Genomic DNA, 11977 nt, shown 5'->3' on the forward strand with positions numbered 1-11977 from the left:
CGGCTCAGCGGTCCACTTCGCCGAACACGAGGTCGTAGGTGCCGATCATCGCCACCACGTCGGGCAGCATGTGCCCGCGCACAATGGGATCGATCGAGGACAGGTGGGCGAAGCCCGGCGCGCGCAGATGCACGCGGAACGGCTTGTTGGCGCCGTCGGAGACGAGGTAGCAGCCGAACTCGCCCTTCGGCGCCTCGACCGCGCAGTAGGTCTCGCCGGCCGGCACGCCGTAGCCTTCGGTGAACAGCTTGAAGTGGTGGATGAGCGCTTCCATGCTCTCCTTCATCTCCTCGCGCTTCGGCGGGGCGACCTTGTAGTTCTCCACCATCACCGGGCCGGGGTTGGCGCGCAGCCACTTCACGCACTGCTTGATGATGCGGTTGGCCTGGCGCATCTCCTCGACGCGCACCAGGTAACGGTCGTAGCAGTCGCCGTTGACGCCCACCGGGATGTCGAAGTCCATCTCCGCGTACTTCGCGTAGGGCTGCTTCTTGCGCAGGTCCCAGGCGATGCCGGAACCGCGGAGCATCGCGCCGGTCATGCCCCAGGCCTGGGCCTGTTCCGGCGAGATCACGCCGATGCCCACGGTGCGCTGCTTCCAGATGCGGTTGGTGGTGAGCAGTTCCTCGTACTCGTCCACCTTGGTCGGGAAGTCGTCGGTGAAGGCGTCGAGGAAGTCGAGCATCGAGCCCTCGCGCCAGCTGTTCAGGCGCTTCAGGTCCTTGCCCTTGTGCCACGGCGACTCGCGGTACTGCGACATCTGCGCCGGCAGGTCGCGGTAGACGCCGCCCGGACGGTAGTAGGTCGCGTGCATGCGCGCGCCCGACACCGCCTCGTAGACGTCCATCAGCTCCTCGCGCTCGCGGAACGCGTACAGGAACACCGCCATCGCGCCGAGGTCGAGCCCGTTCGAGCCGATCCACATCAGGTGGTTCAGGATGCGGGTGATCTCGTCGAACATCGTGCGGATGTACTGCGCGCGCTCCGGCGCCTCGATCCCCAGCAGGGTCTCGATCGCTTTCACGTAGGCGTGCTCGTTGCACATCATCGACACGTAGTCGAGGCGGTCCATGTAGCCGATCGACTGGTTGAACGGCTTGGACTCGGCCAGCTTCTCGGTGCCGCGATGCAGCAGGCCGATATGCGGGTCGGCACGGACGATGGTCTCGCCGTCCATCTCCAGCACCAGGCGCAGCACGCCGTGCGCAGCGGGATGCTGCGGGCCGAAGTTCATCGTGTAGTTGCGGATTTCCTGGGCCATCGAATCAATTCCTGCGCCAATCGTCGGCGGCTTCGGCCTTGGCCTGCATGAGGTCGGCGTCGTCGCGGATCACGCGCGGCACCAGCACGCGCGGCACCACCGACGTCACGGGTTCGTACACCACGCGCTTCTGTTCGGGGTCGTAGCGCACTTCCACGTTGCCGATCAGCGGGAAGTCCTTGCGGAACGGATGCCCCACGAAGCCGTAGTCGGTGAGGATGCGGCGCAGGTCCGGATGGCCGTCGAAGAGGATGCCGTAGAGATCGAACGCCTCGCGCTCGAACCAGTTCACGCCCGGCCAGATGCCGGTGACGGACGGCACGATCGGCAGGCTGTCGTCCTCGCAGAACACGCGCAGGCGCAGGCGCTGGTTGTGCTCGATCGAAAGCAGGTGGATCACCGCGGCGAAGCGGCGCGGCTGGTCCACGCCGCGCGGGCGATCGGCCCAGTCGAAGCGGCCCATCGCCTCGCCTTCCACGCCGCGCGAGAAACCGGAGCCGCTGACGGTCTCGGTGTCCCACTCGACCTGGCCGTAGCCGAGGTAGTCGATGCCGCACAGGTCGACCAGCTCGCTGAAGCGGAAGCCCGGCTCGTCGCGCAGCGCGGTGGCCACGGCGAGCAGGTCGGCGGCCGCCAGTTCGGCGCTGGTTTCGTTGCGCACCACGCTGATCTTCAGCGTGTCGCCGAACCGCGCGGCCAGGCGCTCGGCCAGCGAGATCTTTTGCATGTCAGTCATGGGCACGCCTCAGGAACGCGCGATCGTGCTGGTGCGGCGGATCTTCTTCTGCAACTGCAGGATGCCGTGGATCAGCGCTTCGGCCGTGGGCGGGCAGCCCGGCACGTAGATGTCCACCGGCACGATGCGGTCGCAGCCGCGCACCACGGAATAGGAGTAGTGGTAATAGCCGCCACCGTTCGCGCAGCTGCCCATCGAGATCACCCACTTCGGCTCGGGCATCTGGTCGTAGACCTTGCGCAGTGCGGGGGCCATCTTGTTGACCAGGGTGCCGGCCACGATCATCACGTCGCTCTGGCGCGGCGACGGACGGAAGATCACGCCGTAGCGGTCGAGGTCGAGGCGCGCCGCGCCGGCGTGCATCATCTCGACCGCGCAGCAGGCCAGGCCGAACGTCATCGGCCACATCGAGCCGGTGCGCGCCCAGTTCATCAGCGCGTCGACGCTGGTGGTGGCGAAGCCGCGCTGCACCACCGGGTTGTCGCCGGCCGGACGCAGGATGTCGTCCACCACGTCCAGCGGCTGCGGGTTGTGCATCACCTTGTCGATGGAGGAGATCACTCCCATTCCAGTGCTCCCTTCTTCCAGACGTAGGCGAAACCGACCACCAGCAGCAGCAGGAACAGCGCCATCTCGATCAGCGCCACGAGGCCGATCTGCTTGAACACCACCGCCCACGGAAACAGGAAGGCAATTTCCAGATCGAAGATGATGAACAGGATCGCGAGCAGGTAGTAGCGCACGTCGAAGCGCGCACGCGCATCCTCGAACGCCTCGAAGCCGCACTCGTAGGGCGCAAGTTTTTCCGCCTCGGGGCGACGCGGACCGGCAAGCATGCCGATCGCCAGCAGGACGAGGCCGAGGCCGGCGGCCACGGCGATGAACAGCAATACGGGCCAGTATTCGGCAATCACGATGCAACCTACCTCCGCGCCATCGGCGCATCAGTGACCGTGGGGTGACGGTCCGGCAATTCGTTTCGGCAGGCAATGAAGGCCACGGACCTTGCGGTCGCGCTCGCGTCTGCTGACAGCCACGGGCGCCCGACTCTCCACGACACGAGTTCGTGAAGCGGGGCATTGTATCAGTGCATGCAGGCGCCACAACAGCTTGACGAGCGTCAACGAACCATGAAAACGCCCGCATCGCGCAAGGCTGCGCAGGGATGGCTCACATCGTGTGGGTGGGCCGCTCGGAATTGAGCACGCCGGCGAGCATGTTCTCGATGCGCTGGCGCGCCACCTCGGCGTCCGGCGAGTCGTTGAAGTGGATGCCGATGCCCGCGGTGCGGTTGCCTTGCGCACCGGGCGGGCAGATCCACGCCACCTTGCCCACCACCGACAGGCGCTCGCTTTCGTCGGCCAGGCTCACCAGCAACACCACCTCGTCGCCCAGCGCATAGGGTTGGGCGGTGGGCGCGAACAGGCCGCCGTTGCGCAGGAACGGCATGTAGGCGTTGTACAACGTGGCGGCATCCTTGATCTTCAGCGAGATGATGCCCTGGCGGGCGGCGACGGGATTCATGTGGGCTCCTGGACCGCGCTCGGCTGCCGATGCGGCAGTCTCCATGCTAACCACCACGACGTGCCGCGCAAAGCCTCACACTTCGCGCCAGCCCCAATGGTCGAAGATCCACGGCGAGGGCAAGGCCAGCGACAGCCGCACGAAGCAGGCGTCCTCCGCCCGCGCCGCCGGCCAGTCCAGCCGCCAGCCGCCCTGCCCGTCGCGCCGCAGCGGCGCGGCATGCCGAGGGCCACTGCTGCGCCAGACCGGAGGTGCTGGCCGCGGTCAGCCGCAGGCGCGGCCACAGCAGCGGCGATGGCCGCCACGGCAACACGCGGGCCGCCCCTGACGCCACCGGCTGCGCATGGCGCTCGGGGCGTTCGGCCAGCCGGCGCAGGCGGCCGCCGCTCAAGGCCAGCTGGCTGGCGTAGGCCGCCAGCGCATGCTGCTTGGCGGCCTGCTGCGCCGGCGTGACCGGCGATTCGGGCATCGGCGTGCCGTCGTCGTGGCCGTGGACCAGGTAGCCGAGCAGCCGCGGCGTACCGCCCAATCTGGCCAGCACCATGCGCAGCAGCACGTGGGCCGCGCCATGATCGGGATGGCGGTCGCCCAGCGCCGGCACGGCGACCAGGTCGGGAGCGAAATCGTCCAGCGCCGCCGCCAGTTCGGCCAGCGCCGACTGGTCCGGCTGCAGCAGGCGGTCGAGCACACCCATGTCCGGCCAACCCAGCGATTGCAGCGCCGTGGTCGGCACATCCAGCCGGTGCAGTGCCTCCGCGAGTTCCGCACGGCGGCGGTGGCCCCAGCGCTCGCGCTCGCCGGCACCGATGGACCAGCGCCGTTCCAGCCAACGCTGCGGCCAGGGATTGTTGTCGCCGTCGGTAAGCAGCAGCACGCGCACCGTGCCGCCGACCGCGCGCACGCTCTGGATCAGCAGGCCGTTGGCGATGGTCTCGTCGTCCGGATGCGGCGCCACCACCAGCAGGCGGGTCTGCGCCGTGATGCGAGGTTCCACCGCCGCGCTCAGCGCCATTGCGCCAGCAGTTCCAGCAACAGCAGGTCGCCGCGCAAGGGGCCGCGCAAGGCGTCGCGGGTGCGGTTGGCGGCGTCGTACCAGTGCGCCAATGCCTCGCCGTCCATCGCGCTGGCGAGCGGCGGCGCGGCCTGCGTCGACTGGGCACGGCGTTCGTCGGCGGCCGCCTGGGCGGCGAACCACAGGCGCTGCGCGGCCTCGTCGTCCAGCCAGCGCTTTGCCATGTCCGTAACCTGCCCGCGACCGGCCGCCAGCGCGGCGAGATCGCGCCGCACCTCGGCGCGGCGTTCCAGCGCGCCCTGCTGCGCCCAGGCCAACGCCAGGCCGGGATTGCCCAGCGCCGCGTCCAGCGCCACCTGCGCCTGTGCCACGCCCTGCCCCTGCAGCCACGCCTGTGCTTCCGCAGGCGGCGGCACGTTGAACTCGATGCGCTGGCAGCGGCTGCGTATCGTCTGCGGCAAACGCCACGGCGCATCGGCCAGCAGGACCAGCAAGGTCTGTCCGGACGGCTCCTCCAGCGTCTTCAGCAGCGCGTTCGCCGCCGCCGCGTTCATCGCGTCGGCCGGATCGATCAACGCGACCTGCCAGCCGCCGAACTGGCTGCTCATCGCCAGCCGCGCGGACAGCTCGCGGATCTGCTCGATCACGATCTCGGTGCGCGGCGTGCCGTCCCTGCGCAGGCCGAACGTGAGCGTGACCACGTCGGGATGCGTGCCCGCGTCCAGCAGCAGGCAGCTGCGGCACTGGCCGCAGGCCTCGCCGTCCTGCGCGCGCGCACACAGCAGGCCGCGCACGAAGCGCTGCGCGAACCCGCGCTTGCCCAGGCCGGCCGGTCCGCACAGCAGCAGCGCGTGCGGCAAGGCATCGCGCTGCCGGCGCGCCTGCAGCCGTGACCAATCCGCTGCGTGCCAGGGCATCGCGCTCATGCGTCCGCTCCAAACAGGTGAGCCGTGGCGGCCACCGCGTCGCGCAGCACCGCCTCGGCCGGCTGGCTGGCGTCGATCACCCGGAAGCGCTGCGGCTCGGCCGCGGCGCGCGCGCGATACGCGGCGCGCACACGCTCGAAGAAACCGTCCGCCTCGACTTCGATGCGATCCGCCGCGCCACGGCCCGCGGCGCGCGCCCGTCCGGTGCTCACCGGCAGGTCGAGCAGCAAGGTGAGGTCGGACACGAGTCCTGCGCAGGCCCATTGTTCGATCGCGGCAATGCGTGCGGCCGGCTGGCCGCGGCCGCCGCCCTGGTAGGCATAGCTGGCGTCCACGTAGCGGTCGCACAGCACCCAGCGCCCGGCCGCCAGCGCCGGTTCGATGGTTTCGCGCACCAGTTGCGCGCGCGAGGCGAACATCAGCAGCAGCTCGCTCTCGGCGCACAGGTCATGCCTCGCCGGATCCAGCACGATCGCGCGCACTGCCTCGCCCAGCGCGGTGCCGCCCGGTTCGCGAGTCAGCAGCAGGTCCACGCCGCGGCTTTCCAGGTGTCCGCGCAGGCCCGCCAGCAAGGTGCTCTTGCCCGCACCCTCGCCGCCTTCCAGCGTGATGAAACGACCGCGCCTGCTCACTGGCTGCACCGCTTGAGCTGGTAGCAGGCCACGTTGCGGTTCTGCTCGGCGAGCGTGTCGGCGAACGCGTGGCTGCCATCGCCGCGCGCCACGAAATACAGCGCGGTGCCGGCTGCGGGGTGCAGCGCCGCCATGATCGCCGGCTTGCCCGGCAGCGCGATCGGCGTGGGCGGCAGGCCGGGCCGGGTATAGGTGTTGTACGGCGTGTCGGTGGTGAGGTCGACCTTGTGGATCTTGCCCTGGTAGCTGTCGCCCATGCCGTAGATCACGGTAGGGTCGGTCTGCAGCAGCATGTGGTCTTCAAGACGACGCACGAACACGCCGGCGATCTTCGCGCGCTCGTCGGCGCGGCCGGTTTCCTTCTCCACGATGGAGGCGAGGATCAGCGCGTCGTAGGGCGTGGCCAGCGGCAGATCCTTGTCGCGGCCCGGCCACAGTGCGTCCAGCGTCTTCGCCATCGCCGCGTGCGCGCGCTTCAGGATGTCGAGGTCGCTGTCGCCCTTCACGTAGGCGTAGGTCTCGGGCAGGAAGCGGCCTTCCGGCTGTTCGCCCGGCGCGCCGATCTTCTGCATGATCGCGGCATCGTCCAGGCCGGCGGTCGCGTGCTGCAGCTTTTCCGCCTTGCCCAGCGCCACGAGCACTTCGTGGAAGGTCCAGCCGTCGACGATGGTGAAATTGCGCTGCATCACCCTGCCCGCCGCCATGTTGGCCAGCAGCTGCCGCGGGGTGAGGCCGACGGGCGTGGCGTACTCGCCCGCGTGCAGCTTGCCGGCCACCCGCATCTGCACGGCCAGCAGGCGCCAGTACAGCGGCGAGGCGCTGCTCAGGCCCTGGTCGCGCAGCTGGCGCACGATCTCCTTGAAGCTGCTGCCGCGGGCGATGTCGATGCTTTCGCCCTGCGCGGCGACATGCAGCGGCGCGTTGCCGAAGCGGCTGAAGTCGCGCCAGCCCCAGGCCGCGGCGCCAATCAGCGCCAGCAGCAGCACCAGAATCGTGTTGCGCCAGGTCTTGCGGGTCATGCCTGCTCCATCGGGAAACCGAGTTCGCGCCAATGCGCCTGCATCGCACGGGCCACCGGGCCGGGGGCGAACACCTTATCCGCCACGGCCTGAACCGGCAGGATGCCGCGAACGCTGGAGCTTAGGAAGAGCTCGGACGCGCGCAGGCATTCGGCCAGCGGCAGGTCGCGCACCTCGACCCGCGGCAGCGCCTCCAGCAATTCGGCGCGCAGCACGCCGGCCACACCGCATCGCTCCAGCGCAGGCGTCACCGGTACGCCGTCGACCACGGCGAACAGGTTCGCCGCGGTAGCCGAGATCGCGTGGCCGTGCATGTCGCACAACAGGCCTTCGGCCATCGCCGGATCGTTCCACTCGGCGCGCGCCAGCACCTGCTCCAGCCGGTTGAGATGCTTGAGACCGGCCAGCAGCGGCTGCTCGGCGAGACGCGTTTCGCACAGATGCAGGCGCAGGCCGTCGCGGTATGGCGCCGCCTCCAGCGCCGGCATCGCAAAGGCCGCGACGATGCGGGTAACGCACGGGTCCGCGGGCATCGCATAGCCGCGCGCACCCGTGCCGCGGGTGAGCGTGATGCGCACGACCGCCTCCGCCATGCCCCGCGTCACCGTCGCCGTTTCCTGCCACAGCAGCGCGGGATCCGGTGCAGGCAGGCGCAGGCGTTCGCAACCCAGCGCCAGCCGCTGCATGTGGCGCGACCACAGCGGCGCCGACTTGCCCGTGAAGCGAATCGTCTCGAACAAGCCATCGCCGTACAGCAGGCCGCGATCGGTCGCGGGGACGGTGTCCTGCGGTTGGCCGTCGACCAGGATCATGCGTCCGCCGCTCCCAGCGCACGCAGCAGGCCGCGCGCCTTCGCCCGCGTTTCGTCCAGTTCCTTCTCGGCCACCGAATCGGCCACGATGCCGGCGCCCGCACGCAGGCTCACCGTGTCGCCGACCAGCGCCAGCGTGCGGATCAGGATGTTGAGGTCGAGGTCGCCGTTGCGGTCGAGGTAACCCAGCGCACCGGTGTAGGCGCCGCGCGGCGCGTCCTCCAGCGCGGCGATGATCTCCATGCAGCGCACCTTGGGGCAGCCGGTGATGGTGCCACCCGGGAACACCGCGGCAATCACCTGCCCCGGCGTCACGCCCGTGCGCAGGCGGCCGCGCACGTTGGAGACGATGTGGTGCACGTGGGCATAGCTTTCCACCGTCATCAGCTCGTCCACCTCGACCGTGCCGGGCGCGCAGACGCGGCCCAGGTCGTTGCGTTCGAGGTCGATCAGCATCACGTGCTCGGCGCGCTCCTTGGGATGCGCGGCCAGTTCGCGGATGCGCGCCACGTCGTCATCGCCCGCCGTGCGCGGGCGGGTGCCGGCGATCGGCCGCGTCTGCGCCACGCCATCGCGCACCTCCACCAGCCGCTCCGGCGAGGAACTGGCAATCGCCCAGCCGGGCTGCTGCAGCAGCCCGGCGAACGGCGCGGGATTCGCGCGGCGCAGGGCGGCATGCAGCGCCGCCGGCATCGGCGGTTCGGCGTACTGCGCGCGCCATGCGCGCGACAGGTTCACCTGGAAGATGTCGCCCGCGTGCAGGTGTTCGTGGATGCGTGCCACGCCGTCGAGGAAGTGTTGCGGCTCGTCTTCGACCAAGTGTGCGGGCGACGAGAGCGCGGGAATCGCCGCCACCGCGTCCAGGTCTGCCGCCAGCGCATCGAGCAGGTGCTCGTTGCCCGCTTCGGCCACCAGCACGGTGCAGTCGCGCGCGTGGTCGACGACCACTGCCGCGGGACAACGCAGGGCCAGCGCCACCGGCAAGTGGTCGTCGGTACGCAGCTGCAACTTGGGCTCGATCTCGCCCGCGAGCTCGTAGCCCAGCAGCAGCGCCCAACCGCCGTGGAACGGCAGGCCGTCGTCCCCGCGCGGCTGGCGCTCGGCCTGCCAGGCGGCGTCCAGCGCATCGAGGAAACGCGTGCCGACCAGCTCGCCAGCGGCGTTGCGCACGCCGCCATCCGCCGCCAGCGTCAGGCTGTCCCGCGGAAACGCGAACAGGATGTCGTAGCGCGCCTGCGCCGTGCCGTGCAGCACGCTTTCCAGCAGGCAGGGATAGCGCTGCGGAAATGCAGCGGCCGGCGCGAGCAGATCGCGCCGGCCGTGCAGGATTCGACGATGCGTCACGTCAGACGCGACGGAAAGCCAGCGTGCCGTTGGTGCCGCCGAAGCCGAAGGAGTTGGAGATCACCACGTCGACCTTCGCCTCGCGCGCCGCGTTCGGCACGAAGTCGAGGTCGCAGCCCTCGCCCGGCTCGTCCAGGTTGATCGTGGGCGGCAGCACGCCATCGCGCATCGCGAGGATGCTGAAGATCGCCTCCACGCCACCGGCCGCGCCAAGCAGATGGCCGGTGATCGACTTGGTGGAGCTCATCGCCAGCTTGTAGGCGTGGTCGCCGAACACGCGCTTGGCGGCCAGCACTTCGCCCAGGTCGCCCAGCGGCGTCGAGGTGCCGTGCGCATTGACATACTGCACTTCGGACGGATTGATGCCGCCGTCCTTCAGCGCGCTCTCCATGCAGCGGGCCGCCCCTTCGCCACCCTCGCTGGGCGCGGTGATGTGGTAGGCGTCGCCGCTCATGCCGTAGCCGGCCAGTTCGGCATAGATGCGCGCACCGCGCGCCTTCGCATGCTCGTATTCCTCCAGCACCAGCACGCCGGCGCCGTCGGACAGCACGAAGCCGTCGCGGTCCTTGTCCCACGGGCGGCTGGCCCTGGTCGGCTCGTCGTTGCGGGTGGACATCGCCTTGGCCGAACAGAAGCCCGCCATCGCGGTGCCGGTGGTGGCGAATTCCGAACCGCCGGCGACCATCACGTCGGCATCGCCGTACTGGATCATCCGCGCGGCCAGACCGATGTTGTGCGTGGCCGTGGCGCAGGCGGTGACGCAGGCGATGTTCGGGCCTTTCAGGCCGAACATGATCGACAGATAGCCCGACACCATGTTGATGATCGAGCTGGGCACGAAGAACGGCGACACGCGACGCGGGCCCTTTTCGTGCAGTTCGATCGAGGTGTCCTCGATGGTGTTGAGTCCGCCGATGCCGGCGCCCACCGCCACGCCGATGCGCGGCGCGTTGGCCTCGGTGATTTCCAGGCCGGCATCCTTGAGCGCCTGGGTGCCCGCGGCGATGCCGTACTGGATGAAGTGATCCATCTTCTTGACGTCTTTCGGCGACACCCAGTCCGCGGAGTTGAAACCCTTCACCTGGCCGGCAATGCGCGTGGCGTAGTTGCTGGCGTCGAAATGGGTGACTCCGCCGATGCCGCTGACGCCCTTGAGGATGTTGTCCCAGGCGGTGACCAGGTCGTTGCCGACCGGCGAGATGATGCCCATGCCGGTCACTACCACGCGTCGCTTGCTCATGCTCTTGTTCCTTCGTGTTCCGGGGAGCGCCGATGCATGGCGCTGCTCGTCATTCGGGGATGCCCGCCATCGCCGCACACCATACGGGATCGGACGTTGCAGATTGCAGAAACGAAAACTGCGCCTTGTCGGCGCAGCTTCCGGTACCGCTACGGGGGCAGCAGCGCAGCGCGCCGTCCTGCCACCGCGCGATCACTCCTTGGTGTGGGCCTTGATGTAGTCAACGGCCTGCTGCACGGTGGTGATCTTCTCGGCATCCTCGTCCGGGATCTCGGTCTCGAACTCTTCCTCGAGGGCCATCACCAACTCGACGGTGTCGAGCGAGTCGGCGCCCAGGTCGTCCACGAACGAGGCATTCGCCGTGACTTCATCCTCTTTCACGCCCAACTGCTCGACGACGATCTTCTTGACGCGCTCTTCGATGGTGCTCATGTTGCCAAACCTCCCACGGGGAATTGTGTTGTACGCCGGCCCGCGGCCGGCAAGACCGGCGGATTGTAGTGGCCAAGCCGTCAGGCTGCCAGCACATCCACCGCAAGTGTTGCGATACCGGCCCTGCGGCCGACGCGAAAACGCAATTGTCGCCGAAAAAGCGAACATGCGCGACAGTCTTGGCATGCGTTGCCGTATGGAGTGGCGGCGTTTGAAACTGTCGCACAGGCGGCTGCGCCGCCTCAGGCCATGTACATGCCGCCGTTGACGTGCAGCGTCTCGCCGGTGATGTAGCTCGCCGCCGGCGAAGCGAGGAAGCCTACCGCCTTGGCGATGTCGCTGGCCTCGCCGAGGCGACCCAGCGCGATCTGGCCCAGCAGGCCCTCCTTTGCCGACTCGGGCAGCGCGCGCGTCATGTCGGTGTCGATGAAGCCCGGCGCCACCACGTTCACGGTGATCCCGCGCGAACCGATCTCGCGGGCCAGCGACTTGGAGAACGCGATGATGCCGGCCTTGGCCGCCGCGTAGTTGGACTGGCCGGGATTGCCGGTGAGGCCGATCACCGAGGCGATCGAGATGATGCGGCCCTTGCGCGCCTTCATCATGCCGCGCATCACCGCCTTCGAGGTGCGGAACACCGAGCTGAGGTTGGTGTCGAGGATGGCCTGCCAGTCCGCCTCGGGCATGCGCATCAGCAACTGGTCGCGGGTGATGCCCGCATTGTTGACCAGGATCGATACCGCGCCGAACTCCTTGGCGATGCCGTCGATCAAAGCCTCCACCGCGGCGGAGTCGGTGACGTTGAGCATGCGGCCGTGGCCACCGTGCGCGGCCAGCCGCGAGGCTATCGCGGCGGCACCGCTCTCGCTGGTGGCGGTGCCGATCACGGTGGCGCCCATCGCTGCCAGTTCGTCCGCGATCGCCGCGCCGATGCCGCGGCTGGCGCCGGTCACCAGCGCGATCTCGCCCGTCAATGTCTTGTCCATCGCCGTGTTCCGTGAGGTGTCAAAGCCGCGAACCTTACACGGAAACGGGACTGC

The 11977-nt window shown here is 69.1% G+C and carries 14 protein-coding genes; all 14 read right to left on the bottom strand.

What is annotated here, in order from left to right; genetic code table 11:
• Positions 1–4 precede the first annotated feature (4 nt).
• Positions 5–1261, bottom strand: coding sequence for an NADH-quinone oxidoreductase subunit D (locus AB7878_RS01255; protein WP_369492614.1), 1257 nt, complete (start codon positions 1259–1261; stop codon positions 5–7).
• Positions 1262–1265: 4 nt separating this feature from the next.
• Complete coding sequence (locus AB7878_RS01260; RefSeq protein WP_369492615.1) at positions 1266–1997, bottom strand: NADH-quinone oxidoreductase subunit C; 732 nt, start codon at positions 1995–1997, stop codon at positions 1266–1268.
• Positions 1998–2006: 9 nt separating this feature from the next.
• The gene (locus tag AB7878_RS01265; RefSeq protein WP_077483677.1) at positions 2007–2564 is read right to left on the bottom strand and encodes a NuoB/complex I 20 kDa subunit family protein; all 558 of its coding nucleotides are present in this window, start codon (positions 2562–2564) and stop codon (positions 2007–2009) included.
• Positions 2555–2911: an NADH-quinone oxidoreductase subunit A gene (locus tag AB7878_RS01270; protein WP_369492616.1), complete on the bottom strand. Its 357-nt coding sequence runs from the start codon at positions 2909–2911 to the stop codon at positions 2555–2557. Before AB7878_RS01270 ends, AB7878_RS01265 begins: the two co-directional genes overlap by 10 nt.
• A gap of 256 nt (positions 2912–3167) precedes the next feature.
• Entirely contained in the window at positions 3168–3521 is a 354-nt protein-coding gene (locus tag AB7878_RS01275; protein ID WP_077483679.1) for a PilZ domain-containing protein, read from the bottom strand.
• Between the two features lie 46 nt (positions 3522–3567).
• The gene (locus tag AB7878_RS01280) at positions 3568–4533 is read right to left on the bottom strand and encodes a PIG-L deacetylase family protein (protein ID WP_369492617.1); all 966 of its coding nucleotides are present in this window, start codon (positions 4531–4533) and stop codon (positions 3568–3570) included.
• Positions 4524–5459 carry a DNA polymerase III subunit delta' gene (gene holB / locus AB7878_RS01285; RefSeq protein WP_369492618.1) on the bottom strand — a complete coding sequence of 312 codons (936 nt, stop codon included), beginning with the start codon at positions 5457–5459 and terminating at the stop codon, positions 4524–4526. The genes AB7878_RS01280 and holB overlap by 10 nt, the downstream gene beginning before the upstream one ends.
• Entirely contained in the window at positions 5456–6091 is a 636-nt protein-coding gene (gene tmk, locus AB7878_RS01290) for a dTMP kinase (protein ID WP_369492619.1), read from the bottom strand. Before tmk ends, holB begins: the two co-directional genes overlap by 4 nt.
• Positions 6088–7110 (bottom strand): endolytic transglycosylase MltG, encoded by a 1023-nt coding sequence (mltG, locus tag AB7878_RS01295; protein WP_369492620.1) that lies wholly within the window; start codon positions 7108–7110, stop codon positions 6088–6090. The genes tmk and mltG overlap by 4 nt, the downstream gene beginning before the upstream one ends.
• A complete protein-coding gene (pabC, locus tag AB7878_RS01300) occupies positions 7107–7922 on the bottom strand; it encodes an aminodeoxychorismate lyase (protein WP_369492621.1) in 816 nt (271 codons plus the stop codon). Before pabC ends, mltG begins: the two co-directional genes overlap by 4 nt.
• On the bottom strand, positions 7919–9265 hold the full coding sequence (locus tag AB7878_RS01305) for an aminodeoxychorismate synthase component I (protein ID WP_369492622.1): 1347 nt from the start codon (positions 9263–9265) through the stop codon (positions 7919–7921). The genes pabC and AB7878_RS01305 overlap by 4 nt, the downstream gene beginning before the upstream one ends.
• A gap of 1 nt (position 9266) precedes the next feature.
• Entirely contained in the window at positions 9267–10505 is a 1239-nt protein-coding gene (fabF, locus tag AB7878_RS01310) for a beta-ketoacyl-ACP synthase II (protein WP_369492623.1), read from the bottom strand.
• Positions 10506–10697: 192 nt separating this feature from the next.
• Complete coding sequence (acpP, locus tag AB7878_RS01315; RefSeq protein WP_077483687.1) at positions 10698–10937, bottom strand: acyl carrier protein; 240 nt, start codon at positions 10935–10937, stop codon at positions 10698–10700.
• Between the two features lie 242 nt (positions 10938–11179).
• Positions 11180–11923 carry a 3-oxoacyl-ACP reductase FabG gene (gene fabG / locus AB7878_RS01320; RefSeq protein WP_369492624.1) on the bottom strand — a complete coding sequence of 248 codons (744 nt, stop codon included), beginning with the start codon at positions 11921–11923 and terminating at the stop codon, positions 11180–11182.
• Positions 11924–11977: the final 54 nt, after the last annotated feature.

The sequence above is a fragment of the Rhodanobacter humi genome (assembly GCF_041107455.1).
Classification (GTDB): domain Bacteria; phylum Pseudomonadota; class Gammaproteobacteria; order Xanthomonadales; family Rhodanobacteraceae; genus Rhodanobacter_A.